The sequence below is a fragment of the Actinokineospora inagensis DSM 44258 genome (assembly GCF_000482865.1).
Taxonomy (GTDB): Bacteria; Actinomycetota; Actinomycetes; order Mycobacteriales; family Pseudonocardiaceae; genus Actinokineospora; species Actinokineospora inagensis.
In genome coordinates, this window is sequence record NZ_AXWW01000027.1 from 15,768 (window position 1) to 42,269 (window position 26,502).

The 26,502-nt window shown below is 71.1% G+C and carries 21 protein-coding genes, 1 tRNA gene and 1 riboswitch; of the genes, 9 read left to right on the plus strand and 13 right to left on the minus strand.

Annotated elements, in window-relative coordinates; translation table 11 throughout:
• Nucleotides 1–2 precede the first annotated feature (2 nt).
• Nucleotides 3–91: riboswitch (ZMP/ZTP riboswitch) on the minus strand.
• Nucleotides 92–141: 50 nt separating this feature from the next.
• The gene (locus H504_RS0111430) at nucleotides 142–600 is read left to right on the plus strand and encodes a DUF4442 domain-containing protein (RefSeq protein WP_026422869.1); all 459 of its coding nucleotides are present in this window, start codon (nucleotides 142–144) and stop codon (nucleotides 598–600) included.
• Between the two features lie 6 nt (nucleotides 601–606).
• Here the strand turns inward: H504_RS0111430 and H504_RS0111435 are convergent, their stop codons facing one another.
• Nucleotides 607–1,608: a LysR family transcriptional regulator gene (locus H504_RS0111435; RefSeq protein ID WP_026422870.1), complete on the minus strand. Its 1,002-nt coding sequence runs from the start codon at nucleotides 1,606–1,608 to the stop codon at nucleotides 607–609.
• A 270-nt stretch (nucleotides 1,609–1,878) separates the two neighbouring features.
• Here H504_RS0111435 and H504_RS34575 point away from each other — a divergent pair, with 270 nt between their 5' ends.
• Nucleotides 1,879–2,883 (plus strand): TIGR03617 family F420-dependent LLM class oxidoreductase, encoded by a 1,005-nt coding sequence (locus tag H504_RS34575; RefSeq protein WP_035304041.1) that lies wholly within the window; start codon nucleotides 1,879–1,881, stop codon nucleotides 2,881–2,883.
• Here H504_RS34575 and H504_RS43020 read toward each other — a convergent pair.
• Nucleotides 2,866–3,828 (minus strand): hypothetical protein, encoded by a 963-nt coding sequence (locus H504_RS43020; protein ID WP_245614196.1) that lies wholly within the window; start codon nucleotides 3,826–3,828, stop codon nucleotides 2,866–2,868. The genes H504_RS34575 and H504_RS43020 overlap by 18 nt on opposite strands.
• Before the next feature lie 110 nt (nucleotides 3,829–3,938).
• Between H504_RS43020 and H504_RS34585 the strand changes: the two genes are divergently transcribed.
• Nucleotides 3,939–4,925 carry a hypothetical protein gene (locus H504_RS34585; RefSeq protein ID WP_342668771.1) on the plus strand — a complete coding sequence of 329 codons (987 nt, stop codon included), beginning with the start codon at nucleotides 3,939–3,941 and terminating at the stop codon, nucleotides 4,923–4,925.
• A complete protein-coding gene (locus H504_RS0111465; protein WP_026422873.1) occupies nucleotides 4,922–6,643 on the plus strand; it encodes a serine/threonine-protein kinase in 1,722 nt (573 codons plus the stop codon). Before H504_RS34585 ends, H504_RS0111465 begins: the two co-directional genes overlap by 4 nt.
• A gap of 457 nt (nucleotides 6,644–7,100) precedes the next feature.
• Here the strand turns inward: H504_RS0111465 and H504_RS0111470 are convergent, their stop codons facing one another.
• Complete coding sequence (locus H504_RS0111470; protein ID WP_026422874.1) at nucleotides 7,101–7,763, minus strand: phosphonatase-like hydrolase; 663 nt, start codon at nucleotides 7,761–7,763, stop codon at nucleotides 7,101–7,103.
• Entirely contained in the window at nucleotides 7,760–8,518 is a 759-nt protein-coding gene (locus H504_RS0111475; protein ID WP_026422875.1) for a GntR family transcriptional regulator, read from the minus strand. Before H504_RS0111475 ends, H504_RS0111470 begins: the two co-directional genes overlap by 4 nt.
• A 131-nt stretch (nucleotides 8,519–8,649) precedes the next feature.
• Here H504_RS0111475 and H504_RS0111480 point away from each other — a divergent pair, with 131 nt between their 5' ends.
• The 4 genes from H504_RS0111480 (at nucleotide 8,650) to phnE (ending at nucleotide 12,540) form a co-directional block, all read left to right on the plus strand.
• The gene (locus H504_RS0111480; protein ID WP_026422876.1) at nucleotides 8,650–9,756 is read left to right on the plus strand and encodes a TIGR03364 family FAD-dependent oxidoreductase; all 1,107 of its coding nucleotides are present in this window, start codon (nucleotides 8,650–8,652) and stop codon (nucleotides 9,754–9,756) included.
• Between the two features lie 20 nt (nucleotides 9,757–9,776).
• The gene (locus H504_RS0111485) at nucleotides 9,777–10,682 is read left to right on the plus strand and encodes a phosphate/phosphite/phosphonate ABC transporter substrate-binding protein (RefSeq protein WP_026422877.1); all 906 of its coding nucleotides are present in this window, start codon (nucleotides 9,777–9,779) and stop codon (nucleotides 10,680–10,682) included.
• Between the two features lie 425 nt (nucleotides 10,683–11,107).
• Nucleotides 11,108–11,773 carry a phosphonate ABC transporter ATP-binding protein gene (locus H504_RS0111490; protein ID WP_245614198.1) on the plus strand — a complete coding sequence of 222 codons (666 nt, stop codon included), beginning with the start codon at nucleotides 11,108–11,110 and terminating at the stop codon, nucleotides 11,771–11,773.
• Complete coding sequence (gene phnE, locus H504_RS34590) at nucleotides 11,770–12,540, plus strand: phosphonate ABC transporter, permease protein PhnE (protein ID WP_245614200.1); 771 nt, start codon at nucleotides 11,770–11,772, stop codon at nucleotides 12,538–12,540. Before H504_RS0111490 ends, phnE begins: the two co-directional genes overlap by 4 nt.
• Nucleotide 12,541: 1 nt before the next feature.
• On the opposite strand, the gene H504_RS0111500 is transcribed toward phnE, so the two are convergent.
• Nucleotides 12,542–13,171 (minus strand): MSMEG_1061 family FMN-dependent PPOX-type flavoprotein, encoded by a 630-nt coding sequence (locus tag H504_RS0111500; RefSeq protein ID WP_026422879.1) that lies wholly within the window; start codon nucleotides 13,169–13,171, stop codon nucleotides 12,542–12,544.
• A gap of 544 nt (nucleotides 13,172–13,715) precedes the next feature.
• Nucleotides 13,716–13,789: transfer RNA gene (locus tag H504_RS0111505), tRNA-Thr, on the minus strand.
• Between the two features lie 93 nt (nucleotides 13,790–13,882).
• Here H504_RS0111505 and H504_RS0111510 point away from each other — a divergent pair.
• On the plus strand, nucleotides 13,883–15,475 hold the full coding sequence (locus tag H504_RS0111510) for a hypothetical protein (RefSeq protein WP_035304048.1): 1,593 nt from the start codon (nucleotides 13,883–13,885) through the stop codon (nucleotides 15,473–15,475).
• Here the strand turns inward: H504_RS0111510 and H504_RS0111515 are convergent.
• The 7 genes from H504_RS0111515 to H504_RS0111545 form a co-directional block, all read right to left on the minus strand.
• Nucleotides 15,463–16,653 carry a DNA polymerase III subunit delta' gene (locus H504_RS0111515; RefSeq protein WP_026422881.1) on the minus strand — a complete coding sequence of 397 codons (1,191 nt, stop codon included), beginning with the start codon at nucleotides 16,651–16,653 and terminating at the stop codon, nucleotides 15,463–15,465. The genes H504_RS0111510 and H504_RS0111515 overlap by 13 nt on opposite strands.
• Nucleotides 16,653–18,653 (minus strand): bifunctional MFS transporter/dTMP kinase, encoded by a 2,001-nt coding sequence (locus H504_RS0111520; protein ID WP_211239306.1) that lies wholly within the window; start codon nucleotides 18,651–18,653, stop codon nucleotides 16,653–16,655. The genes H504_RS0111515 and H504_RS0111520 overlap by 1 nt, the downstream gene beginning before the upstream one ends.
• Nucleotides 18,654–19,001: 348 nt before the next feature.
• Entirely contained in the window at nucleotides 19,002–21,902 is a 2,901-nt protein-coding gene (topA, locus tag H504_RS0111525; protein WP_026422883.1) for a type I DNA topoisomerase, read from the minus strand.
• A gap of 140 nt (nucleotides 21,903–22,042) precedes the next feature.
• A complete protein-coding gene (locus H504_RS0111530; protein WP_026422884.1) occupies nucleotides 22,043–22,657 on the minus strand; it encodes a hypothetical protein in 615 nt (204 codons plus the stop codon).
• Between the two features lie 93 nt (nucleotides 22,658–22,750).
• The gene (locus H504_RS0111535; protein WP_026422885.1) at nucleotides 22,751–23,254 is read right to left on the minus strand and encodes a hypothetical protein; all 504 of its coding nucleotides are present in this window, start codon (nucleotides 23,252–23,254) and stop codon (nucleotides 22,751–22,753) included.
• Nucleotides 23,255–23,288: 34 nt separating this feature from the next.
• Nucleotides 23,289–23,972 carry a hypothetical protein gene (locus H504_RS0111540; RefSeq protein WP_026422886.1) on the minus strand — a complete coding sequence of 228 codons (684 nt, stop codon included), beginning with the start codon at nucleotides 23,970–23,972 and terminating at the stop codon, nucleotides 23,289–23,291.
• 116 nt (nucleotides 23,973–24,088) lie between these two features.
• The gene (locus H504_RS0111545; protein WP_026422887.1) at nucleotides 24,089–26,389 is read right to left on the minus strand and encodes a sodium-translocating pyrophosphatase; all 2,301 of its coding nucleotides are present in this window, start codon (nucleotides 26,387–26,389) and stop codon (nucleotides 24,089–24,091) included.
• Nucleotides 26,390–26,502 lie beyond the last annotated feature (113 nt).

The following is a 26,502-nucleotide window of genomic DNA, read 5'->3' on the forward strand; positions in this document are numbered from 1 at the left end:
ACCGGGGGCACCCAGGCGTTCGGTGCCGCTATCCGCTCCAGCCGCTCCCCGGTGGTTCTTCCACCCGCACACGCCAGTCACGACTCGGTACCGGACCTTACCCTTTGCCAGTTGTTGTTACCGGCCAGTAATCTGGTGGGCATGAGCACAGACCTCGGCTGGGTCGCCGACGCCATGAAGCAGACCGTCCCCTGGGTGACCACGGCCGGTGTGGAGTTCGACGAGGTCAGCGCCGACCGGGTGGTGTGCTCGCTGCCCGACGCCGAGGACCAACGCAACCACGTCGGCGGACCGCACGCCGCCGTCGTGTTCGGCCTCGCCGAGACGGCCTCCGGCGCGGTGGCGCTGGCCTCGTTCAACGCGGAGATGGGCCGGGCGACCCCGCTGGTGGTGCGCTCCGAGATCCACTACCGCAAGCTCGCCCGCGGCCCGCTGACCGCCGAGGCCGTGCTGACCAGGCCCGCCGCCGAGGTGATCGCCGAACTCGACGCGGGCACCCGCCCGGAGTTCGACGTCGAGTGCTCGATCCGCAACGCCGAGGGCGTCACCACCGCCGAGATGACGGTCGTGTGGACGCTGCGGCCGAACAGGACCGACTAGCCGGGACTAGCTGGGCCGGGTCGGGCGGGGCAGCGCGAGGGCCGCGTCGACGTCGACGTGGGCCTCGGGGTGCTCGGCCCACCACTGGGCGTAGGTGGGGTTGCGGTCCACGATGGACCGGTAGGCGTGCGCCACGCAGGCGAAGACCTCGTGGCGGCGGTTGCCCAGCACCCCGTCCAGCCGGATCACCAGGACCACCGGGAGGCGCAGGACCGCGCCGCGCAGGGGGCGGATCACGAAACCGGGCCCGCTCAGCGACGCGGGCTGGGCGAGGCAGACCGCGCCCGCCGCCGCGAGGGCCATGGCGGTGCGGCCCTCGGTGACGTGGTGGGTGATCCGGGGGGTGAAGCCGACCTTCTCGCAGGCCTCGCGGAACCCCAGCCGCATGGTGTCCTGGTCGGGCGGCGGCACGACCCAGTCCAGGTCGGCCAGGTCGATCAGGTCGATCTCCTCCTGGGCGGCCAGCGGGCTGTCCGAGCTGAGCGCGACGAACTGAGGTTCCTCGACGATCGTGCGGATCTCCACATCGCGCAGCACCCGGTTCTCGATGCCCTCGAACCGCTCGAACACGGCGATGTCGGCCTGCTTGGAGGAGATCAGGTCGAGCAGCGCCGGACCGGACGAGTCGATCTCGGTGCGCAGCTCGGAGCTCTTGATCCAGGCGCGCAGCTCGGTGATCAGGGCGCTGGTGAACAGCATCGGGCTGGAGGCGACCACCAGCGGCGCGTCGGCCGGGTTCTGGGTGTGCGTGCGGGCGGTCGCCAGCAGCGCCGACATGTCCTCCAGCACCACCCTGGCCGACCGGACCACGCTGCGGCCCAGCTCGGTGGGGATGCTGCCGTTGGACGACCGGCGGAACAACTCGCCACCCACCAGGCGCTCGATGGACCGCAACTGGGCGGTCAGCGCGGGCTGGGTCACCCCGAGCCGGATGGCCGCCTTGGACACACTGCCCTCTTCCGCGATGGCGCAGATCGCCCGCAGGTGTCGAAGCTCGAGTTCGGCCATAACAGGAATTGATACCCCGTTCGGATGAGATACGGCTAGAGCGACGCGGCATATTTCTGGTACCGGTTTGCCGCGCGCCCTCCGCGAGCGCGCCCCGACCAGGGGCCACAGCCCGACGGTCACCCGCAGACTCCCGGTGCCCGGCACGGCCCACCCACGGCGTGCCGGGTACCGGCGCTCACTCGCTGATTATCCCCGCGACACGCTCCGCGTGCCTCCCGGCGAGCCGGTTGATGGCAGGCAGCCCGGCCGGAGCTAACCTCGGGGCGCATGAGGCTCGACTCCGGCGACTACGCCGCGACCGTGATCGACGCGGCTGGGGCGGCGGCCAGCGCCGAGCAGGCCGGGTACGACGGCTACTGGATTCCGGAGACCAAGGTCGACCCGTTCGTCGCGCTCGCGGTGGCGGCGGGCCGGACCACGCGGATCGAGCTGGTCACCGGGATCGCCGTGGCGTTCGCCCGCAACCCGATGACGGTGGCGGTGCAGGCCAACGACCTGCAGCTCCTCTCCGGCGGCCGGTTCGTGTTGGGTCTCGGGTCGCAGGTCAAGCCGCACATCACCAAGCGGTTCTCGATGCCGTGGTCGTCACCCGCGGCGCGGATGCGGGAGTTCGTGTTGGCCGTTCGGGCGATCTGGGCGGCCTTCGAGAACGGGACGAGTCCGCGGTTCCTCGGCGAGTTCTACAAGCACACGTTGATGACGCCGTTCTTCGACCCTGGGCCGAACCCGCACGGCAACCCGAAGGTCTACCTGGCCGGGGTGGGCCCGCTGATGACAGAGGTCGCGGGGGAAGTCGCGGACGGCATGATGTGCCACGCGTTCACCACCGAGCGCTATGTGCGCGAGGTGACGCTACCGGCGTTGGAACGCGGTCGCGCGAAGGTCGGGAAGACGTTGGCGGGCTTCGATGTCAGTGGTCCGTCGTTCGTGGCGACCGGTAGCACTGACGAGGAGTTGGCCGCGTCTGTTGCCAACGTGCGCAGGCAGATCGCGTTCTACGGCTCCACACCCTCTTACCGCGCGGTGCTGGACTTCCACGGGTGGGGGCGGCTGGGCGACGAGCTGAACACGTTGTCGAGGCGTGGCCGTTGGGACGAGATGGACGCTCTTATCGACGAAGAAGTCCTGAACGCCTTCGCCGTCGTCGGAGATCCGACTACGGCGGCCGCCGAGGTCGTGCGACGGTACGAGGACATCGCGACCCGGATCGCGGTGCCCCCGCTCGTCGCGGCCGCGATGCGAGACCGCGAACAGCTACGCGACGCGGATTAGCGCGGCGCCGGCGAGGACGAAGAACACCAAGACGACCAGGGTGGTCGAGTTGCCACCGGTCGAGCTGGTGACGACCTGGTCCACCGCGCCGGTCAGCACGATCCCGCAGTCGGCGGACACGATGTGCCTGCCGGGCACGATCTTCACGAACTCGACGGTCGCGGTGAACTCACCCGAGTTGTCGGCCGTCGTGCCGCCGACCGACTCGCCCTCGGAGGTGAGCGTGACCCGGCGGTTGGGTTCGCAGCCGGAACCCTTGGCGGACAACGGGTCCCCGGGGCGCACGCTCGGCCGGTCCAGCTTCAGGCCGCCGTCGTAGGACTTCTCGTCGACGATCGGGACCTCGGTGGTCGCGGTGGTCGTCGTCGTGGGCGGCGCTGTCGTCGGGGTGCCCGAGGTTGTGTCCGAAGTGGTCGTTGTCGTCGTGGAGTTGGTCGTTGTCCCACTGGTCGTCGTGGTGGTTGTTGTCGGCCCGGTCGTTGTTGTTGTGACAGTTGGACGAGTGGTCGTCGGCGGGACCGTTGTCGTGGGCGGTACGGTCGTCGGCGACGTCGGTCGGGTGGTCGTCGTGGGACGGGTCGTCGTCGGGCTCGTGGGGATCGTCACGGTAAAGCCCGTGACGCCGGGCGAGGTGTCCGTGCAGTAGCCGTAGATGACGTAAGAGCCCGGTTTGGCCGTCGCGGGCGCGGAGCCCACCACGGAACCGCTCGTCTTCCCGGCCGTGCTGACCGTGGGGATGGACAGCGACGACGTGAACCAGATGGATGGACATGACCTGGGCGAGGACACGCTCCAGGTGACCGTGAACGACGACCCGGCGGGCCCGGAACCGGGGCTGATGCCCAGCACCGGGGTCAGCGACTGCGCCGACGCCGGGGCGACCGGCGCCACAGCCAGCACCGCCGCCGCAACGGCCAACCCGGTTAAGCGTCCTAATCCGCGCACGAGAGCCGCACCCCTGTCCACTAGCCGATCTCACAGAACGCCCCGGCGGGCCACCGGACCGCTGTAGCATTCCGCCCCGATCGCCGCCCGACACAACCGGGAGTCTTCCGATGGGACGTCTCATCGCCATCGTGGTTGCGCTGGTGACCGCCGCGCTCTTGTGCGGTGCGACACCCGCGCTCGCCCAGGCCTCCGATGACCCGTTGACGGTGACGGTCACTCTGGACGGTCAGGACATCACCGACCGCACTGTCCGGTTGGAACCGGCGCGCACCGCCGAGGTCTCCATCACCGCGGTCAACCACGGCAACAGCACGCAGAAGGTGCACCTGGTGCGGGTGTCCGGGGTCGCGTTGGCGCTGACCTTCTTCGCTTACGACACCACGCTCCCGTTCGAGGTACCGCCCGGTAACCGGGTGACCCGGACGTTCCCGCTGGATGTCCGCGACCTCGACGGCCAGGCGATCGGGCTGCTGCCCACCGCCGTCGAACTGCTCGACGAGGACCGGAACGTGTTGGGCGGCAGCGAAACCGTCGCTGACGTGCGCGGCACGCTGTGGTCGGTGTACGGGGTGTTCGGCCTGGTGATGTTCGTGCTGACCGCGCTGATCTGGGCCACCGTGCTGCTCGCGCTCGCCCGGCACCGGTTGTCGCCCAACCGGATCCGGCGCGCGCTGCGGTTCCTGCCCGCGGGCGCCGGTACCGGGATCGTGGCCGTGGTGTCGCTCTCGGTGTTCCGGCTCGTTGCACCGGAGCCGCTGGTCGAGGTGCCGATGGTGCTGGGCGCCACCGCCATCGCGATGGTCCTCGGTTTCCTCACCCCGCACCCGGTCGGGCCCGCGGGCGGTGATGAGCCGGGCGACAAGACGATGGCCCTGCGCACCCAGGTGATCGACCCCGGCGCGGCGACCCAGGCCGTGACGGCCAGCTACACCCAGTCGACCACGCAGACTCGGCGGCACGACCGACCCACCCCGCCGGGCACCCGCACCACCCAGCAGACAAGTCCCCAGACTGGCAGGCAGACCAGCAGGCAACCGAACCCGCGGACGGGCGGGCCAGGGGACCGGCCCGACACGAAGCGGTGGCCCGGATGAGCGCACCCGCGTCGCTCACCGCGTCCCTGCCGCAGTACGAGGTCGGCGGGAAGATCGGCTCAGGCGGCATGGGCGTGGTGTACGCGGGCGTGCACCGCTCGCTGGGCAGGCAGGTCGCGATCAAGGTGCTGCCCTCGGACCTGGTCCGCGACGCGGCCGTGAACGCCCGGTTCGACCGGGAGGCGCGGGTGCTGGCCAGCCTGGACCACCCGCACATCGTGCCGGTGTACGACTACGTGCAGACCGGCGCGGACAACCTGCTGGTGATGGAGAAGCTGGACGGCGGCACCGTCTACGACCGGTTCCGCGGCCCCGGCCTGACCGGCGAGCAGTCCTGCGCGATCGCGCTGGCCATGCTCGGCGGGCTGCACGCCGCGCACTCCGCCGGGGTGCTGCACCTGGACATCAAGCCGAAGAACCTGCTGTTCACCTCGGCCGGGGTGATGAAGGTCGCCGACTTCGGCATCGCCCAGGTGGTCAGCGAGGGCGCGACCCTGGTCACCAACCAGGGCGAGGTGCTGGGCACGCCCGCCTACATCGCGCCCGAGCAGGCGATGGGCAACGCGCTGACCCCGGCGGCGGACGTCTACTCGGCGGGCACGGTCCTCTACGAACTGCTCTGCGGGCAGCTCCCCTACGACCGCAGCCGCGGCGCGGTCAGCATGATGCGGCAGCGGATCTTCAGCGACCCGGCGCCGATCCCGCGGGTCCCCGGGCCGCTCGCCGCGGTGGTGATGCGCAGCATCGCCCGCGACCCGCAGCACCGCTACCGCGACGCCGAGACCTTCGCGACCGACCTGAGCGCCGCCGCGACCGCCGTCTTCGGTCCGGGTTGGCTGGAGCGCTCGGCGGTGCCGGTGCACCTGGCGCCCCGGGTCACCGGCGCGATCTCGCAGCAGTTGATCCGGCAACCGGACGCACCCACCGTCGTCACGCCGCCGGTGCGGGCACTGACCGCCGACCCGGCCCGCACGCCCAGTGCCTTCCGCGGCCAGGAACTGCGACCCGCCAGCGAACTCCTCGGGCCGCGGGGACCTTCGCCGCTGTGGCCCGCGCTGGTGGCCGCCGTGGCCCTGCTCGCCCTGGTGCTGTTGCCGCTGCTGTCGCCCGCGGTCGTGGCGCACGCGCCCACGGGCCTCGTGGTGAACGGACAGGCCACGGACAAGAAGGTCCAGGTCGACCTGAGCCGCCCGATCACCATCGCGGGCCGTTCATCGGGACAAACGGACCTCTATTTCCAGCTCCGCGCGGCGGGCGTGTTGATCGGCGGAATCCGCAAGGAAATCGCCCCCGCCGCCGATGGCACGTTCAGCACCGTCGTCAAACCGACGCCGTTGTTGCGGTGGCTCGCGGGCGGCGCGGTGACCGCCGAGGTCAAACTCGGCACCGACCCGGCGATGCGGTTCACCCTGGAATCGGCCACGCACCCGATGGCGACCGTGATGGGGTCCGGCAGCCTGCTCCTCGCGCTGTTCGCGCTGGCCTACGTCGAGGCGCAGATGCGGGCACTGCGCCGTGGTCACCGACGTCCGTCCGCGCCGTTCACCGCCATCCCGCTCGGCATGCTGTTCGGGGTCGCCACCTGGCTGTTCAGCACGGCCATCCTGACCCACGAACCCGCGCTGCCGTTCGCCATCGGCAGCGCGGCGGCCGGGGCGGTGGCCGCGTCCGGTTTTGTGCTGGCGACTTCTTGGGCGGCCCGTCGCACCCGCGGTTGACGGCAATTCCCCACGCTATTTTCGACGCTATTTCCTGTCAACAGGATTGACGGACCTACAACAAACTCCCTGAATAGGGGACGACCCGGGCACCGTCTAGGCTCCGGTCAACGCTGACTTCCTGTCATGAGGCCCCGGACAGGAAGTTCCTGTGCGGGTGGAACACACACAGGAGAAAGCGTGACCGAAAGAAGAAAGCGGGGGCGCCACGCGCGCCCGGGTGAGGAGCGTCCAAACCCGTGGGTCTGGACGCTCCTCGTCATCGCTGCCTGGGTGTGCCTGTGGGTCTTGGTGATCAGCTAGACCACAGGTGGCCCGTCCGGCCGGGCGGGGGTTTCGCGGACCCCTGCTCGGCCTTTTTCGTCCACCCACCACCTCGGCGGACTAAACAGGACGATAGTACACGCGTGCAGATGCACATGACCTATATAGCCCCGACTCAGCGGATGATAACGAGCTATCTGGACAGCAGCAGCGGGATCTCGGCGACGCCGGTCAGCAGGTGGGTGTGCCGTTCCTGGCCGAGGGTCGCCGCGTCCTGGGAGCCGGTGAGCACGCCGACGACGTAACCCGCGCCCGCGTTGGCGCCCGCGCGGAGGTCGAGGACGGTGTCGCCCGCGGTCAGCACGGCGGCGGCCGAGTGCACGCCGGTGGCCTCCATCGCCCGGAAGATCATGTACGGCGCGGGGCGACCGGCGGCGACCTCGTCCGCGGTGACGACGGCGTCCAGGTTCGCGCCCACCCGCCAGCCGAGGACGTCGAGGATGCCGTCGGCGACATCACGGGAGAAACCGGTCGTGAGCGCCACCTTCACCCCGCGGCCGCGGAGTTCGGCGAGCGCGGACTCGACACCGGGCAACGCGGTGGGCGGGTTGTCCAGATAAGCGGCGGCCAACCGGGCCCTGAAGTCGTCGAACACGGGCTCGACCTCGGCGGGCGCGCCCGCCAACAGCGCCGCGATCGCCTCCCGCTTGTCCGCGCCCATCCAGCGCTGGACCTCGACGGCGGGCACCGGCGCGCCCGCGGCCGCGGCGACCGCGTCGGCGAGCGCCCGGTAGACGGCCCCGCCCTCCTGGACGGTGGTGCCCGCCATGTCGAGGGCTACCAACTCGATGGTCACGAGGTCTCCTTGAGGATGTGCGGGCTGACCCGGCCCGTCTGCACGTTGTCGATGGTGAAGGTCACCAGGTCCGGTCGGTACCGGTCGTCGCCGTACTCGACCCGGGCGCCGGTGGCGTCGGTGGCGCGGCGGCGCTCGCGCAGCAACGGGGCGCCGGGGGCGATGGTGAGCAGGTCCGCGTCGACCTCGTTGGCGCCGATGGCGTCGATGGTGTGCCGGGCCGCGCGCAGGTCGACACCGCAGTCCTGCAGGTGGGCGTAGATCGAGCCCGCGTCCGGGTCGAAGTCGAACAGCAGCCTGCCGACCCGTTCGACGAAGCTGCTGCGCTCCAGCATGGTCGGGATGCCGTCGAGCAACCGCAGCCGCAGCACCTCGATCACCGGGGTGCCCTCGTCCAGGCCGAGCGCGTCGGCGGCGACCTGGCTGGCCCCGCGCCGGGCGATCTCGACGGTGCGCTGGCCCGGTTCGCGGCCCATTTCCCTGGCCCAGCGGGTGAACGACAGGAACGTCTCGAACGGCTGGGCCACCGCCGCCTGTCGGACGACCGGGGGTTTGCCCTGGCCGCCGCCGATAAGACCCTCGTTGCGCAACGCCGCGAGCGCCTGCCGTACGGTGCCTCGGGAGGCGCCGAACTCCTCGCACAACTGCGCCTCCGACGGCAACGGGGCGCCGACCGGGAGTTGGCCCCGACTGATCCGGCCACGCAGTTCGTCGGCGACCCTGTGGTGCAGCGGCGGTGTCACAGACTTGACCATACGAGTTCACCACCACCCTCTGTCAAGCCGGTCCCATCTGGCCTGAGCTGGGTGAACAACGCGGAAACTTGTCTGAACAAGTGCCGCGAGGGGGTTGCGATCAGCTACTCCGCCGCCGCACCTTCTTAGCCATGACACCCCGAGCAGATCTGGCCGTCGTCGGTGCGGGCATCGTCGGACTCGCCCACGCCGTCGAGGCGGTGGATCGCGGCATGCGCGTCGTGGTCATCGACCGCGACGAGCGCGCGGTCGGCGCGTCGGTGCGCAACTTCGGCCACATCTGCCTGACCGCCCAGCACGGTGTGGGCCTCGCCTACGGCCTGGTGGCCCGGGAGCGCTGGCTGGGCATGGCGGCGAAGGCGGGCTTCTGGGTCTCCGAGGCGGGCACCGTGGTCGCGGCGCGCGCCGACGACGAACAGGCCGTGCTCGCCGAGTTCGCCGCCCAGCGCGGCGACCAGGTCCGGCTGCTGGACGCGGCCGGTGTGCGGGCCAAGCTCCCGGTGATCTCCGACGAGGTCGTCGGCGGCGCCTGGCTGCCGCTGGACCTGCGCGTCGACCCGCGTCAGGCGGTACCCGCGCTGGCCGCCTGGCTGGCCGACCACGGCGTCGAGTTCCGTTGGCGGACGGCGGTCACCGGCGTCGAGACCGGCGCGGTCCGGACAACCCGGGGCACCGTCGCCGCCGACCGGGTCGTGGTCGCCGTCGGCCACGACGTGGACCGGCTGCTGCCCGACATCGCGGCCGCGGCCGGGGTGCGCCGGTGCCTGCTCCGGATGATGCAAGTGTCCACACCGGACTCGGCGGTGTTCGACCCGGCCGTCCTCTCCGGACTGTCGATGCTGCGCTACGCGGGCCTCACCGCCTGCCCGTCCGCCGACGCCGTGCGCGACCGCATCACCCGCGACGACCCGCACCTGCTCGACGTCGCGATGAACCTGATGTTCACCCAGCGGCCCGACGGTGACCTCGTCATCGGTGACACCCACCGGTACGGGCTCACCCACGACCCGTTCGACGACGAGCCGACCGGTGACCTCGTCCTGCGGGAGACCGCCCGCCTGCTCGGTGTGGACCACCTCACCGTGCGCGCCCGCTGGCGCGGTGTCTACGCCGCCGCCGAGCGGACCGAGTTCCTCGTCGCCGACCCCTTCCCCGGGGTGCGGGTGGCTTCCGTGACCTCCGGGATCGGGATGACCACCGCCTTCGGGCTCGCCCCCACCGTCATCGACAGCTTCTGACCCCCAGGAGTAACCCCACCATGAAGCGCATCGCCGCCCTCATCGCCGCCACCGCGCTGGCCCTCACCGCGTGCGGCAGCGGCGGAACCAGCACCACCGCCGACTCCGGAGCCAAGGCCTGCCCGAACGGGGAGGTCAGATTCGGCATCGAACCCTACGAGGACCCCGCCAAGCTGACGCCCGCGTACCAGGTCCTCACCGGCGCCCTGCAGCGCGGCCTGAACTGCTCGGTGAAGCTGCAGATCGTGCAGGACTACTCGGCCGAGGTCCTCGCCATGCAGAACGGCAAGCTGGAACTGGCCGAGTTCGGCCCGCTCGGCTTCGTCTTCGCCAGCCGCCGCGCCAACGCCGAACCGCTCGTGTCGTTCGGCGACGCCAAGGGCAACCTCACCACCTACAAGGCCGGGATCTGGGTCCCCAAGGACTCCCCGCTGCAGTCCGTCGCCGACCTGCGCGGCAAGTCCCTCGCCCTCTCCGGCCCCGGCTCCACCTCCGGCGACGCCCTCCCCCGGCTCGCCCTCGCCAAGAACAACCTGGACAAGTCCTCGGTGAAGCTCGAGTACTCCGGCGGCCACCCGCAGGCCCTGCTGGCCCTCACCAACGGCAAGGTCGACGCCGCCGAGATCAACACCCAGCAGCTCGCCAGCGCCAAGGCCGCGGGCACCTTCGACGAGTCCAAGTTCCGCCAGATCTGGTCGTCGGACCCCATCCCCAACGACCCGATCACCGTCGCGGGCAGCATGGACCCCGCCTTCAAGGACGCCGTCCGCAAAGCCCTCCTCAACCTCAAACCCGAAGAAGTCGCCGCCGTCGGCAAGTTCCTCGACGTCGACCCCGCGGGCCCCCTGGTCGCCGTCACCAAGGACACCTACAAGCCCCTCTTCGACATGGCCGACACCCTCGGCCTCACCGAAGGCGACGTCTAACCCCCACCACGGCCCGGTTGGACCCCCAACCGGGCCACACCACTCACCGCCCAGATAAACCCACCCAACAATCCCCCACCCACCCCAAGAAAACCATTCCACACACACACACACCGCCCCAGCCCGGCCCCAGCCCGGCCCCCACCCATCCCGGGGGGCGTCCCTGGGCCAGTCTACCCGGCGGACAAGATCACAAGGGCGGGGAGCGGCGGGCTGTGGACAACTTGAGGTCTTGTGGAATCGGGGTGGGGCAAGGACATCCAGGTCAGCCGGGGGTGGTCGTCGGGAGGCGGGGGGCCGGACAGGAAGATCAGCCGATCGGGTGGAAAGCGGCGGGGCTAAAAGACGGCGCGAGGAAATAGGGGAATGGAATGGACACGGCTCTCTCCGTGAAAGGGCTGCGGAAGTCCTTCGGGGATCGGACTGTGCTGAACGGGGTCGATTTCCGGGTCGACTCGGGTGAACTGGTCGTGTTGCTCGGGGCGAACGGGTCGGGGAAGTCGACGGCGCTGCGGTGCGTGGTCGGCCTGACCAAGCCGGACGCGGGCGAGGTCAAGATCGCGGGGAAGACCAGCGCGGCGATGGTCTTCCAGCAGATCCACTTGGTACGCAGGCGAAGCGTCATCGACAACGTCTGCGCGGGAGGACTCGCCGGGCTCCCTCTCTCTCGTTCTCTCGCACCAGTCCTCTTCCCCAAGGAACTCAAAGAGCGCGCCATGTCCTGTCTTGAGCGGGTAGGTCTCGCGGACCGCGCGCGGGACAAGGCAAGCAAGCTCTCCGGCGGCCAACAACAACGGGTCGCCGTCGCGCGCGCGTTGTGCCAGGGCGCGAAAGTGCTGCTGGCGGACGAACCCGTGTCGGCGTTGGACCCGGCTGCCGCGAAGCAGGTGATGGACCTGCTCGCGGAACTCGCGCACGAGGACGGTCTCGCCGTCGCCGCCGTGCTGCACCAGCCGGACCTCGCGCGCAGGCACGCCGACCGGGTACTCGGCCTGCTGCACGGGGAAATCCGGCTCGCCCGCCCGGCGGGCGAACTGTCCGAATCGGACATCGACGCGCTGTACGCGCCGGACCTGGTGGTGGAAGCGTGAAGACACGCAAGTACCTCACGACGTTCGGGATCGTCGCCGCGTTGGCGGTGGCGCACGTGTTCGCCTGGCGGGGCGCCGAGATCTCCCCCGGCGCGCTGGCCGACGGCTGGCACGGGATGGCCCGCTTCCTCGGCGAGGCCGTCCCACCGGACCTGGACTGGGCGACGGTCGTCCAACCCGGGCTGGAGGCGTGCCTGGTCACCCTGGCGATGGGCCTGCTCGGCACCACGCTGTCCGTCCCGATCGCGCTGGCGCTGGCCGTCCTGGGCACCCGCGGCCGCAACCCGGTGGTGTTCCAACTCGCCCGCGGCATCATGTCGTTGCTGCGCGCCACCCCCGAGATCGTGTTCGGCCTGATCTTCGTCACCGCCGTCGGGCTCGGCCCGTTCGCGGGCGTGCTGGCGCTGCTGACGCACAACATCGGCGTCATGGGCAAGCTGTGGTCCGAGGCGATGGACGAGGTCGACCCCGGCCCCGCCGACGCGCTGCGGGTGTCCGGCGCGAACGGGGCGCAGGTGGTCGCGAACGCCGTGCTGCCCGCGGTGGTACCGGCGCTCGTCGGACTGCTGCTGTACCGGCTCGACGTGAACGTGCGCTCGTCGCTGACCCTCGGGGTGGTCGGCGCGGGCGGCATCGGTTTCCTGATCTACCAGTCGATCCAACTGTTCCAGTTCAAGCAGATGGCGACCTACATCCTGATGGTGCTCGTCGTCGTCATCGTGGTCGACCTGTTCAGCGCCGCCGTCCGCCGCCGACTGGCGCGCTGACTCACTCCAACCGGTACAGCAACGACTCCACCTGACTGCGCCGCACGTCCTCGACGGTCAACGCCGGATCCCCCAGGTGCCCGTGCGCCAACTCGGCGGCATCCGGCTGCGTCGCCGCCGCAGGCCAACTCCCCGGGTCCCACAGCTTCGACCGCACGAAAGCCTTGGGGCAGTGCTGGTACACCTCCTCCGCCCGCACCACCAACGCCGCCCGCGGTGCCTTCCCCACCGCCGTCAACCCGGCCAGCACCCCCGGCTCCGCCGTCACACACGCCGCCCCGTTCACCCGCAACGTCTGCCCACGCCCCGGGATCACAAACAGCAACCCAGCCCACCCCGTCGCCACCACGTTCCGCAACGTGTCAATCCGCTTGTTCCCAGTAGCGTCCGGGATGACGATGGTCCCGTCCTCCGCCACCGACACAAACCCAGCGGGCCCACCCCGCGGCGTCACATCACAACGCCCATCCCGGTCATGACTCGCCACGAACACAATCGGCGCACAAGCCACAAAACCCCGCGACAGCGCGTCCATCCCGGAAACCTGCTTCGCCCACGCCCGCGCGGGCGGCTCCTCGTAGATCTCCCGCAGCCCCGCCTCAGTCCTGATAGCCCCGGCGAACAAGTCCACCCCCCGGACGCTAGCCGCCAACCCACCCCCATCGCGCCATGATTTCCACCGGTTGGACACCGCCCCCGTCGACCACCCCCGTTGCGCACATTCTGACGCGGTCGGCTGGGCGAGCGGAGCCGCGCCCAGATACTTGGCGTGCGCCCGACTCAGCCGTGGATCGCACGTGTCGTCGCCGTAGGAAGCGCGCCAGGTTGGTCCTGCCCGACGGCTTACCAGGTTGTTTTGGCGGCGCGCCGGGCATGAGCCCCCGTTCCACCAGCATTCGAATGAGGATATCCGCCCGGCGCATCACGCGGCTTCCTCAGCCAGGAACGGCAGCCCGCTCGCCTCCTTCGGCACCGCGTGTCCCGAAGGATCACCTGGCCGCAGCGGCGCTGAACCGGCAAGGCGCTCGTGGCCGCGGGCGCTCCGGATGCACGGCGACGAACTACCCGGAACGCCTGTTCGCGGGACCCCCAAGGAGGACGACGACGGGGCGACTTGATCACCCAGAGACGAGTCAGGCCCTGTCCACACCACAGTGGACAGGGCCTGACCTGCGAGCCGCCTAAGGGAATCGAACCCTTGACCTGTTCATTACGAGTGAACCGCTCTGGCCGACTGAGCTAAGGCGGCGTGGTCGGGGACAACTATAGCGGGTACTTGGGCGTGACTTGCGGCGGCCCAGGTCGTTTACTGGGCAGTAGGTCACGGGAGAGGGGTCCGGCGATGTGGCGGCGGTTGGTGGCGTTACCGGTGGTGGCCTCGGTGTTGGTGCTCGTGGCGGGTCCGGCGGGGGCTCAGGTCCCGACGACACCGGTGCCGCCGGTCAAAAGTCCGGGTGCGCCGCCGCCGTCCGGTGCCCCGAAGCAGCCGCTGGGGCGTGCGGTGGGGGACGCGGGGACGGGGCTGGCGGTGGTGCGGCTGTTACCGAACTCGGCGCCGACGCGGTCGATTATTCCGGGGGCGGGGGACAAGTTACCGAGGCAGTCGGCGGTGGAGGTGGGGTTCGGGTTGGCCAGTGCGCAGGCGAACTCGGAGTCGTACCTCGGGTTCGAGCACGCGATCGCGCAGGCTTCGCCGGGTGGGGTGGCGGTGCAGGGGGCGAGTCCGCAGACGCCGGGGGCGTTGGCGCAGACGGCGCCGCCGAACAACGCGCAGCCGATGAGTGGGGGGATCAACCTGCCGTCCACACCGCTGGACACGTTGGTCAAGGCGGGTTTGCTCAACGGCCGCGTGCAGTCCCAGTGGAGCGACACCCTCGGGCCGTGCGTTGGCACCATCGCCGATAGCTCTACCGAGTTGGCGAGCTTGTCCGCTCTGAACGCGATCCCCACCCTTCCCAGCGTCACCGACCTGACCGGTGTGTTCGACGCCCCCAACCTCGACCCGCAGGCGGACCAAGCCGTGATCGATGGGCTCAAGGGCCTCACTGGCGGTCTGAACACCCTCGGCGGTGTCCTCGGCGGGCAGGGCAGCACGAAGGGGTCCCTGCTGAGCCTGCCGAACACGCTGTCCGCGCGGTCCACGGTCCGGCTGGTCGACATCCCGGGGTCGGGCAACAAGGCCGTGCAGTCGATCTCCACGTTGCAGGTGGCCGCGGTCAAGCTGCTGGCGGGCACGCCGTTCGAGGTGTCGATCAACGTGGTCAGCCTGCCGACGCTCACCGTGACCTCCACCGGCGACAAGGCCACCTCGTCCGTCCAGTACACGGCTCCGGTGTTGGAGGTGGTGCAGGGCGGTAAGAGCCTCGGGAAACTTGACGCGGCCAATCCGAAACTGGATGTGCCGATCGGGATTCCGCTGCCGACCGGGGCGGCCGTACCCGGCTTGGACAAACTGCCCGTCATCGGTGGTCTGTTGGCCGGTGGGCAGGGGCTGCCGGACGCGCTGAGCCAGGGCCTGAAGAAGCTGGACGTCGGCGTGCTGCGGCTGTCGGTGGCGGGCCTGAACCAGCAGGGCGAGGACTCGACGCAGCCGTTCCGGGGCTACCAGCTCGGGGCGACCGCGCGGCTGCTGGACCTGCAGGTGCTGCCGACCGACGCGCTCGGACTGCCGAACCTCCCGTCCGCGCTGGCGCAGGTCTCGCTCGGCGAGCAGGTGGCCAGGGCGTTCGCCCCCGCGGGTGGGGTGGTGTGCGGGACTGGCGGGTCGACGCAGCCGCAGGCGCCGCCGGTGCCGCAGCCGATGGCCCCGCCGCTGGCGTACACCAACGCCGCCTACCACTCGGTGCCGCTGTTCTGGTCCGGGACGGCGATGCTGCTGATCGGGGTGGTCATCGTGGCCGCGCTGCCGACCCGGCGGCGGCCTCAGCCCAAGTAGAGCTGGGTGACCATCGCCTCGATCGCGATCCGCGGCTTCACGTTCAGCTCGATGGCCTCCCGGCAGGCCAGCACCGCTTCCAACCTGCGCAGGGTCGACTCCGGCGCCCACCGCTGCGCCGCCTGGGTCGAGCTCTGCGCGTGGTCGGGGTGGTTCAGCGCGGCCGGGGAACCCGAGGTGGTGACGAGCACGTCCCGGTAGAAGCCCGCGAGGTCGACCAGGGCGAGGTCGAGGGCGTCGCGCTGGGTGCGGGTGGCGCGGGACTTCTGCCGCTTCTCCAGTTCCTTGATCGCGCCCGCGCTGCCCCGGGTCGCCGAGGCGGTGCCCTTGCCGGTGCCGCCCGCGCCGAGGGCCGTCTTCAGCGCTTCCTTCTCCACCTCGTCGCGGCTGCCGCTGACCTCGGTCGCGTCGGCCTCGGCGGCCTTGACCAGGTCGTCGGCGGCGTCGAACACGTCGGACAGCCTGCGCAGGTTGATCGGGATGCGCAGCACCTTGTCCCGCCGCTCGCGGGCGGCGGGATCGGTGGCCAGCCGCCGGGCCCGGCCCACGTGCCCCCCGCACACCGACGCCGCCCAGCCCGCGGTCTCGACGTCGATCCGGTCGCGCATCCGGAGGACGTCGGCGATGGACGACGGCGACGGCGTGCGCAGCGACACGACCCGGCACCGCGAGCGGATGGTCACCGACACGTCGTCGGGGTGGTCGGACGGGGCGCAGAGCAGGAACACGGTGCGCTCCGGCGGCTCCTCGACCGCCTTGAGCAGGGCGTTCGCCGCGCCCTCGGTCAACCGGTCGGCGTCGGTGATGACCACGACCTGCCAACGGCCGCCGGTGGGCCGCCTGGCCGAGGTCTGCACCAGGGCGCGCATCTCGGCGACCGAGATGGACAGCCCCTCCGGGACCACCATCCGCACGTCGGCGTGAGTGCCGGACATCGAGGTGTGGCAGCCCTGGCACTCGCCGCAGCCGACCCCGCCCGGGGTGGTGCACTCCAGGGCGGCGGCGAACGCGCGGGCCGCCACCGACCGGCCGGAGCCGGGTGGACCGGTGAACAGCCACGCGTGGGTCATGCCGGACGCCGAGCCGGTGCCGTCGACCAGGTGGGCGGCCGCGGTGGCGGCGGCGCTGAGGACCTCGACGGCCTCGGTCTGGCCGACGAGCTGCGACCACACCGTCATCAGTGCGTCTCCGCCAGCTTGGTGAACCGGGCCAGCTTGCGGCCGACCATGGTCGTGCGCACCGCGGCGCGGACCCGGTCGTGGACGTCGGCGGCTGATCCGTCGCCGTCGACCACCACGTAGCGGTCGGGGTCGGCGGCGGCCATGTCGGCGAGCACGCTCTGCACGTGCCAATGATGCTCCGCGCCGCCCGGCGACGGCGGGAGGGTGGCCGGGTCGCGGTCGAGCAGGACGGTGATGTCCGAGCGCAGCTTCTCGGTAGCCCAGTCGGCCAGGCCCTCCAGCTCGGTCGGATCGAGGCCCGCGGCGGCGGACAGGTGCGCCAGCGGGCTGTCCACGAACCGCTCCATGACGACCAGCGCGCCACGGTCGAGCGCGGGCTGGATCTCGCGTTCGACCAGGTCCGCGCGCACCGCGGCGGCGACGAGGGCGTGTGCCCGCGCACTGGTGAGGCCCGCGCCGGTCAACGCGGTGCGGAGCCGGTTGTCGTCGAGGGCGGGGTCGGCGGCGAGCAGGACCTCTCGGTCGCCCGCGCCGCGCAGCCACTCGGCGAGCATGGTGGCCTGGACCGAGGTGTCCTGGTGGGTGTTGCCCTCGATCGCGATCAGCACGCCGGTGCCGGTGCGCCGGGTCTTGCGGCTGATGGCGGCGCGCAGGTCGGACATGATCGTCTCGGACCGGCGGTCGTCCATCTGCCGGTAGGCGAGCACGCCCATGACCGCGGCGAACACACCGGCGCCGAGCAGCACCGGCCGGGTGCCGTCGATGATCATCTGGCGGCCGAGCAGGGTGATCGCGTGCGGGCGGACCAGGCCGACCAGCACCGGGGTGAGCGCCATCCCGCCGGCGAAGATGATCTTCATCAGCGACTGGTAGATGGCGTTGATCCGACCGCGGATGGCGTCGTCGACCTCGATGCCGATGATCGTCACCCCGGTCAGGAACGCCGCCCCGGCGCACATGCCCAGCACGGCGACGGTGATCAGCGAGACCACCAGGTGCGGCGACAGCGCGATCAGCAGCAGGTCGACCCCGGCGGTGACGATCGCGATGCCGAACAGCCGGGTGCGCGGCAGCCGCCTGGCCGCCTTCGGCGCGCCCGCCATGCCGGTGGCCAGGCCGATGAACAGCGCCACGAACAGCAGGCCGAAACTGGACTGGCCACCGAGCACGCTGGTCGCGTACACCTGCGACGACCCGACGAGCGCCCCCGCCGCGACGAACGCGCCGATCATGCCGATCAGCAGCCCGCGCACCAGCGGCGACGTCCGGACGAACCGGACCGCGTCGCGCACCATGGCCGAGAACCCGCCGCTGGTGTCCGGCTTGTCGCCCGCCTCCGGCATCGACGGCGCCGAGGTCACCCGCCTGGACAGCTCCGGGATCCTGGTCAGCACGGTGACCGCGCTGGCCAGGTAGAGCGCGGCGATGATGAACAGGACCAGCTTGGTCGCGCTGCCCTCCGACCCGGCGCCCTGCAGACCGAAGTTCGTGTTGATGCCGGTGATCGCCGCGTACACGCCACCCGCGCTGATGACCGCGATGCCGTAGGTCATCACCATGCCGAGCTGGTTGGCCGTCTCCACCTGGTCCGGGCGGCGCAGCAGGTTCGGCACCGCCGCGTCCTTGGACGGGATCCACAGCAGCGCGCAGCAGCCGACCAGGAAGTTGCCGACGAACAGCCACACCGGCGAGCCGACGATGGCGATCGAGAGCAGCAGCCCGGACCGGCCGATGTCGGCCAGCACCATGACCTTGCGCCGGTCGAACCGGTCGGCGAACAGGCCGCCCAGCGGGGCGAACAGCAGTCCGGGCAGCAACTGGGTGAGCACGACACCTGCGAAGGCGAAGCTCTGCGCCTTGTAGTCCTCGGTGGCCTGGGTGACCAGCCCGGTCAGCGCGAGCAGCGACAACCAGTCGCCGACGCTGCACAGGTAGGTCACGCCCCAGAGCCTGCGGAACGGGCGGATGGACAGCACGCTGCGGACCCGGTAGGCCATCGAGTTCTCGCCCGATCGCCCAGCGGTGCCCACACTGCTCTCGCCGTTCAGACCCCCCACCCACCTTCCACGCGGTCCGGTTCGCCCAAGCCTAACCGGGCAACGGCCCTGACCTGGTCATCCGGGTGGCGCACGGCACCCGAGTAGCTGGTCACACCGGGCTGACAACGCCCGGCGGACTAGCCCGTCCGGGCGATCACCGCGGTCCCGTCGGGGTCAGGCTAGCCGGCCCCGACCGGGCGCGGGTGACTTTGGGTGATCTTGCTGGTCGGGTTGTCGACTCGCCGGGTGGCGTGCCGGACCGCCCGGCTTCCGGCTACCCGAGTTCGTCCGCCGGAAACCAGGCGGTCACTCCGGCTTCTTGGCGGCGGACCTGGTGGCCGTCTTGGTCGTGGTCGACTTCCGCGCGGTCGTGGTCTTGGTGGCGGTGGCCGTCTTGGTCGCCGTCTTGGCCGACGCCGTCGACTTGGTGGTCTTGGCGGCGGCGGTCTTGGTCGTGGCGGCCTTGCGGGGGGCGGTGGCGCGCTTGGGCGCCGGGCCCTTGGCCCGCTTCTCCGCCAGCAACTCGGCCGCCCGCTCGTCGGTGATCGACTCGACGCTGTCCGACTTGCGCAGCGACGCGTTGGCCTCGCCGTCGGTGACGTACGGCCCGAACCGGCCGTCCTTGATCACCATCTGCTTGCCGGACACCGGGTCGACGCCCATCTCGCGCAGCGGCGGGGCGGCGGCCGCGGTCTGGCGGCCGCGCTTCTTCGGCTCGGCGTAGATCTTGAGCGCGTCCTCCATGCCGATCGTGAAGATCTGGTCCTCACTGGTCAGCGAGCGCGAGTCGGTGCCGCGCTTGAGGTACGGGCCGTAGCGGCCGTTCTGCGCGGTGATCTCCTCGCCGTTGCCCGGGTCGACGCCGACCACCCTGGGCAGCGACAGCAGCTTGAGCGCGTCGTCGATGGTGACCGTCTCCAGCGTCATCGACTTGAACAGCGACCCGGTGCGCGGCTTCGGCTTGGCCGCCGCCTTGCTCCTGGTCTTCTTCGCGCCCTCGGCGGGCGGCGGCTCCTCGACCTCGGGCAGCACCTCGGTGACGTACGGCCCGAACCGGCCCTCCTTGGCCACGATCTCGTTGCCGGTGACCGGGTCGGTGCCCAACGAGCGGCCCTCGATCGGGGTGGCGAACAGCTTCTCCGCCATCTCCACGGTGAGCTCGTCCGGCGGGAGGTCCTCAGGCAGGTTCGCCCGCTGCGCGGCGCCGTCGACCTCGCGCTCCAGGTACGGCCCGTACCGGCCGACCCGCACCACGATGGGCCGCTTCTCGGCGTCGGTGAACACCTCGATGGAGTTGACCACCTTGGCGTCGATGTGCTCGACGCCGGACCCGACCAGCTTCTTCAACCCGCCGGAGCGACCCACCGAGCCCTCGGGACCGACCTCGCCGCCGAAGTAGAACCCGGACAGCCAGTTGGTGCGCTGCTGGGTGCCCGCGGCGATCCCGTCGAGCTCCTCCTCCATGGCGGCGGTGAAGTCGTAGTCGACCAGCCGCTCGAAGTGCTGCTCCAGCAGGCCGACCACGGAGAACGCGATCCACGACGGGACCAGCGCCGACCCCTTCTTCCACACGTAGCCGCGGTCCTGGATGGTGTTGATGATCGAGGCGTAGGTGGACGGGCGACCGATGCCCAGGTCCTCAAGGGCCTTCACCAGGCTCGGCTCGCTGTAGCGCGGCGGCGGGGTGGTGGTGTGCCCGTCCGCGGCCAGCTCGGTCGCGGTGACCGGCCTGCCCTTGGTCAGGATCGGCAGGCGGCGCTCGGCGTCGTCGGCCTCGCCACCGGCCTCGGAGTCGACGGCCTCGACGTAGGCGCGCAGGAAACCGGGGAAGGTGATGGTGCGGCCGGACGAGGAGAACACGCACTCCTCGCCGCTCGCGGCGTTGCCGGTGATCCGCACGGTCATCGTGGTGCCGCGCACGTCGGCCATCTGCGAGGCGATGGTGCGCTGCCAGATCAGCTCGTAGAGCCGGAACTCGTCGGTCTCCAGCTCGCCCGCGACCTGGCCGGGGGTGCGGAACACCTCACCGGCGGGGCGGATGGCCTCGTGCGCCTCCTGGGCGTTCTTGACCTTCCGGGTGTACTGGCGCGGCGTCGGGTGCACGAACTCCGGGCCGTACAGGTCCGACGCCTGCGACCGGGCCGCCTGGATCGCCGTCTCCGACAGCGTCGTGCTGTCGGTGCGCATGTAGGTGATGTAGCCGTTCTCGTACAGCCGTTGCGCGGTGCGCATCGTGCGGTCCGAGCCGAACCGGAGCTTGCGGCCCGCCTCCTGCTGCAGCGTCGACGTCATGAACGGCGCGTACGGCCTGCGGGTGTACGGCTTCTCCTCGACGCTGGAGACGGTCAGCGCCGCCCCGCGCAGCGCCTCGGTCAACCGGCGCGCCTCGGGCTCCTCCAGCAGCAGGACCCCGCCGCCCTTGAGCTTGCCGTCCGGGCCGAAGTCGCGGCCGACGGCCAGCCGGGTCCCGTCCACCGAGAGCAGCCGGGCGCCGAAGTTGCGCGGCTCGGCCTCGGCGCCGGCGTCCATGGTCGCCGAGATGTCCCAGTAGCTCGCCGCGACGAACGCCATCCGCTCGCGCTCGCGCTGCACCACGATCCTGGTCGCCACCGACTGCACCCGGCCCGCCGACAACCGCGGCATGACCTTCTTCCACAGCACCGGGCTGACCTCGTAGCCGTAGAGCCGGTCCAGGATGCGCCGGGTCTCCTGGGCGTCGACCAGGTCGCGGTCCAGGTCCCTGGTGTTCTGCGCGGCGGCCAGGATGGCGGGCTCGGTGATCTCGTGGAACACCATCCGGCGCACCGGGACCTTCGGCTTGAGCGCCTCCAGCAGGTGCCACGCGATGGCCTCGCCCTCGCGGTCGCCGTCCGTCGCCAGGTAGAGCTCGTCGACGTCCTTGAGCAGGCCCTTGAGCTCGGTCACGGTGGACTTCTTGTCCGGGGTGACGATGTAGATCGGCTCGAACCCGTTGTCGACGTTGACACCGAGGTTGGACCAGGTCTCGCCCTTGAACCGCTCCGGCACCTCGGCGGCCTTGCGCGGCAGGTCGCGGATGTGACCGCGGGAGGACTCGACGACGAAGTTGCGGCCGAGGTAGGAGGCGATCTTGCGCGCCTTGGCGGGCGACTCCACGATCACCAGCCGCCGAGGCTCGGCGCCGCCGGCGCCGTTGCCGTTTCTCTTCGTCCCAGTCGAGCCTGCCACGTGTCCCGCTCTCTTCTAACCCCGTGTCCGTCCCGCGTCAGCCTGTCAGTGTGCACGCCGCGCCGGGAAAGCCCTATCCCAGGTTGCCCCGCCCGGCGAATCGGCCGACGAAGTATGCCCCTTTTCCACCTGTAGCACGGTCAGGACACGACGCGCATCCGGGAAACGGCCGGCCACTGGTCGGCGGGGCCCGGTCCGGCCGGTGGTCCGACCAGTTCGAGCAGCCGCGCCAACCGGCGCCTGCCGACGACCTTCAGCGCGCTGCCCTCGTCGGGGGTTGGGCACAAAACCGCAGGTAGACCGCACTGTCCGAGCGCTGCCAGCAGCTCGTCGTGGGTGTGCGGGGCGTCGGGGTCGAGCGGGAGCAGGTAGGCGCCGTCGGCCCAGCGACCGGCGGCGGCGACCCACAACCGGAGCACCGCGCCGTCGGGGACGAAACCGGCGGGCACCTTCTTCGGCTCGCCCCAGTCGGCGGCCAGCGGGGCGAGGTCGGCGCGGAACGCGGTGCGCAGCACGGGGCCCTCGCCGTCCGCGCCGTCCTCGGGGTCACCGGGGGTGACCGCGGCACCGACCCCGCGCTCGGCGCAGGCCCTGACCAGGGCGAGCTGCCGCCACGGGTCGGCGACCGGGATCTCCAGCCGGGCGGTGGAGCCCGCGAAGGTGACCGTCCGGCCGGTGGCGCACAGCAGACCCGCGAGGTCGGCGACCCGGGGGTGGCACGCCTCGGCGGAGAAGAACGACATCTGCTGCGCCACGGCGGTCAGGGTAGAACAGGAGTTCGATCAGCGTAAAGCGTCGACCGGGTGGCGGGGCGACCCGGATTCAACCCGATCGGGCGAGCGGCCGGATCAGTCGTGCGCGGCCAACAGTCGGCCACACCGCGGCGCCTGACCGGCCCACCTGGCGAAGTCCGAGCCCGCCATGCCCGCCGTCGGGTCCGCCAGGTCCAGCCCGGCGACCCTCGGCGCCACCTCGCCGGCGACCTCGGCGACCACCTCCGGCCCGGTGTTGTCGTGCAGGGCCGTGCGCGCCTCGGACAGCGGGGCGCGCATCCCCCGGTAGGTGTCCGCGGCCACCTGGGCGGCCCGGTCGCCGCCGGAGATCGGCGACGGGCCGAGCGCGTCGATGGCGGTGATCGCGCGGTTGACGCCGTCGGTGAGCGCGGTCAGGTAGCCGAGCAGGGCGGACCGGGCGGCGTCGGCGTTGTCGACGTCCACCTCCGGCGGCGGGGTGGCCAACGCGGCCCCGGCGTCCACGACGACCCCGCACAGCCGGTCCGCCCACCCGACCATGGTGGCCGGGTCGGCGGCCTGCGGCGCGGTCGAGCAGGCCGCGGCGAGCAGGGTGCTCACCGCGACCAGCGCGGACCGGGTGTTCAGCGCGGGCCTAGGCGGTCGGGACGACCTGGCCGGAACCGGACTGGCCGAGCGACTTGCAGCTCGGCGCGGCGTCCAGCGCGGCGTCCAGGTCGCCGTTGGCGCCGCGCAGCACCGACAGCGGGTCACCGAGCTGCGGCACCTTCTGCAGCTCCTGGGTGATGTTCGTGAACGCCCCCTGGAACGCGGCCGGGTCGGCCACCGACACCTTGTCCAACTGGGCCCTGGCGTTCTGCACGCTGGTCTTGGCCTGGTCGAGCCCGGCGCGGGCGCGGGTGACGACCTCCTGGCCGTTCGGGACCGGTGGGGTGCCCAGCGAACCGAGCTTGTCGGCGAGCTTGCCGGTGGCCGTGACGACCTTGGCCAGGTAGTCGACCATGCCCGCCTTGACCTTGGTCATGTCCGACGGGTCGATCTGCGGGCCTTGACCGAGCGCGGTGATGTCCGGAGCGGCCGCGGCGCACACCTTCTCGGCCCACGCGGTCACGTCGGCGCGGGCGGGCGGCGTTGCGGCCGGGGTCGTCACGACCGCGCCGGACGACGCGGGCGGTGCCGCGGACGAGCTGTCCGCCGCGGTGGTCGACGAGGAGGGCGCGGCACCCGAGCTGGGAGAGCTGGAATCCGAGCCGCTGCCGCACCCGGCCAGGCCGAGGACAACGGCCGCGGCGGTCACCGCGACGAGTCGACGGGCCATGTCAGTACTCCTTGCCTCGGGGGTTCGCGGAGACTCAAGATGGTCGCACGCGCCTTATACCGGATGAGGCAGGCCCCGCGAACGGGACCTGCCTCATCAGTTGCCAGAAAACCCGGTCAGGCCTTGGCGGTCGCCTCGGCCGGGGTGTCCGCGATCGCGGTGCCGCGCCGCTTGGAGACCACGACCGCCGCGACGATGCCGACCACCGCGACCAGCGCGATCGCCACCCGCAGGCCGGTCGAGGACTGGTCGCCGACCGAGTAGGTGACGATGGCGGGCGCGATCAGCACCGACACGAGGTTCATCACCTTGATCAGCGGGTTGATCGCCGGGCCCGCGGTGTCCTTGAACGGGTCGCCGACCGTGTCGCCGATGACCGTCGCGGCGTGCGCGTCGGAGCCCTTGCCGCCGTGGTGGCCGTCCTCGACGAGCTTCTTCGCGTTGTCCCACGCGCCACCGGAGTTGGCCAGGAACACCGCCATCAGCGTGCCGGTCGCGATCGCGCCGCCTAGGTAACCCGCGAGCGGGCCGACACCGAGGCCGAAGCCGACCGCGATCGGGGCGAGCACCGCGAGCAGGCCGGGGGTGGCCAGTTCGCGCAGGGAGTCGCGGGTGCAGATGTCCACGACCTTGCCGTACTCCGGCTTGCCGGTGCCCTCCATGATCCCGGGGATCTCGCGGAACTGGCGGCGCACCTCGAACACGATCGCGCCCGCCGCGCGGGTCACCGCGTTGACCGCGAGACCGGAGAACATGAACACCACGGCCGCGCCGAGCGCGACGCCCACCAACACGTTGGGGCTGAACACGAGGAACGAGAACGCCGTGCTGAGCCCGTCGCCCGCCTGGTGGCCGACCTTGACCAGCGCCTTGCCGATGGCGTCCTGGTAGGAGCCGAACAGCGCGGTCGCCGCGAGCACGGCGGTCGCGATCGCGATGCCCTTGGTGATCGCCTTGGTGGTGTTGCCCACCGCGTCGAGCTCGGTGAGGATCTGCGCGCCCTCGCCGTGCACGTCACCGGACATCTCGGCGATGCCCTGCGCGTTGTCCGAGACCGGGCCGAAGGTGTCCATCGCGACGATCACGCCGACCGTGGTGAGCAGCCCGCAGCCCGCGAGCGCGATGGCGAACAGCGCCACCACGACCGAACCGGACAGCAGGAACGCCCCGTACACGGCCGCGCCGATGACGATCGCGGTGTACACGGCGGACTCGAACCCGACCGAGATACCGGACAGGATCACCGTCGCCGCGCCGGTCAGCGAGGTGCGGCCGACCTCCTGCACCGGCTTGTGCTCGGTGCCGGTGTAGTAGCCGGTCAGCCAGAGGATCACGCCTGCCAGCACGATGCCGATGATCACGGCGACCGCGGCGATCACCGCCGGGCTGCCCGGGGTGCTGGTCTCGGTGCTGCCGGTCAGCTCGGAGAACGAGCCGGGCAGGAAGATGAACGCCGCCGCGGTGCACAGCACGGCCGAGACCAACGCGGAGATGTAGAACGAGCGGTTGATCGCGGACAGGCCGCTCTCACCCGGGCGCGCCTTGGTGATGTACACGCCGAGCATCGCGGTGATCACGCCCAGACCGGGCACGATCAGCGGGAACAGCAGGCCGGACGCGCCGAACGCGGTGCTGCCCAGGATCAGCGCGGCGACCAGGGTCACCGCGTACGACTCGAACAGGTCCGCCGCCATGCCCGCGCAGTCACCCACGTTGTCGCCCACGTTGTCCGCGATGGTGGCGGCGTTGCGCGGGTCGTCCTCCGGGATGTTCTGCTCGACCTTGCCGACCAGGTCGGCGCCGACGTCCGCGGCCTTGGTGAAGATGCCGCCGCCGACGCGCATGAACATCGCGATCAGCGCGGCGCCGAAACCGAAGCCCTCCAGCACCTTGGGCGCGGTGCCGGTGTAGACCAGCACGACGATCGAGGCGCCGAACAGGCCGAGGCCGACGGTGGCCATGCCGACCGCGCCGCCGGTGCGGAACGCGATCCTGGTGGCCTTCTCCCGACCGCCGTCCTCCACCGACGCGGCCGCGACCCGCAGGTTCGCCTGGGTGGCCAGCCACATGCCGAGGTAGCCGATGGTGAACGAGAAGACCGCGCCAACCAGGAAGAACAGCGACCGGCCTATCCGCTCGCCACCGGAGTCCGCGGGTAGCAGGAACAGCAGCAGGAACACGGCTGTGCCGAAGATGAGAAGTGTGTTTCGCTGCCGCTTCAGATAAGCCGCCGCGCCCTCCTGGACCGCTGTGGCGATGTCCTGCATCTTCACGGTGCCCTGGCCCGCGGCCAGGACCTCCTTGAGCAGCACATAGCCAACGGCAAGAGCGGCGAGGGCGATCACGGCGACCACGGCGACTACACCGCGGTCCCCGCCGGTGAGCGTCAGGCCCTCCGCGAGGAACTGCCCGGACATCCGTCCTCCTGATGATCTGCCTGTACAGCGCCGACATCCGCCATTACCACAAGACGTCTACCGACCCCGTTTTCGCGTGTGCGCCACCACAATCGGTGGGATGTCGGCGGAGT

What these genes read in the sequence shown, in the direction of transcription:
- H504_RS0111430 (WP_026422869.1), top strand. Translation starts at nt 142, where the DNA reads ATGAGCACAGACCTCGGCTGGGTCGCCGACGCCATGAAGCAGACCGTC.
- H504_RS0111435 (WP_026422870.1), bottom strand. Translation starts at nt 1,608, where the DNA reads ATGGCCGAACTCGAGCTTCGACACCTGCGGGCGATCTGCGCCATCGCG.
- H504_RS34575 (WP_035304041.1), top strand. Translation starts at nt 1,879, where the DNA reads ATGAGGCTCGACTCCGGCGACTACGCCGCGACCGTGATCGACGCGGCT.
- H504_RS34585 (WP_342668771.1), top strand. Translation starts at nt 3,939, where the DNA reads ATGGGACGTCTCATCGCCATCGTGGTTGCGCTGGTGACCGCCGCGCTC.
- H504_RS0111465 (WP_026422873.1), top strand. Translation starts at nt 4,922, where the DNA reads ATGAGCGCACCCGCGTCGCTCACCGCGTCCCTGCCGCAGTACGAGGTC.
- H504_RS0111475 (WP_026422875.1), bottom strand. Translation starts at nt 8,518, where the DNA reads ATGGTCAAGTCTGTGACACCGCCGCTGCACCACAGGGTCGCCGACGAA.
- H504_RS0111480 (WP_026422876.1), top strand. Translation starts at nt 8,650, where the DNA reads ATGACACCCCGAGCAGATCTGGCCGTCGTCGGTGCGGGCATCGTCGGA.
- H504_RS0111485 (WP_026422877.1), top strand. Translation starts at nt 9,777, where the DNA reads ATGAAGCGCATCGCCGCCCTCATCGCCGCCACCGCGCTGGCCCTCACC.
- H504_RS0111510 (WP_035304048.1), top strand. Translation starts at nt 13,883, where the DNA reads ATGTGGCGGCGGTTGGTGGCGTTACCGGTGGTGGCCTCGGTGTTGGTG.
- H504_RS0111515 (WP_026422881.1), bottom strand. Translation starts at nt 16,653, where the DNA reads ATGACGGTGTGGTCGCAGCTCGTCGGCCAGACCGAGGCCGTCGAGGTC.
- H504_RS0111520 (WP_211239306.1), bottom strand. Translation starts at nt 18,653, where the DNA reads ATGGCCTACCGGGTCCGCAGCGTGCTGTCCATCCGCCCGTTCCGCAGG.
- H504_RS0111540 (WP_026422886.1), bottom strand. Translation starts at nt 23,972, where the DNA reads ATGGCCCGTCGACTCGTCGCGGTGACCGCCGCGGCCGTTGTCCTCGGC.
- H504_RS0111545 (WP_026422887.1), bottom strand. Translation starts at nt 26,389, where the DNA reads ATGTCCGGGCAGTTCCTCGCGGAGGGCCTGACGCTCACCGGCGGGGAC.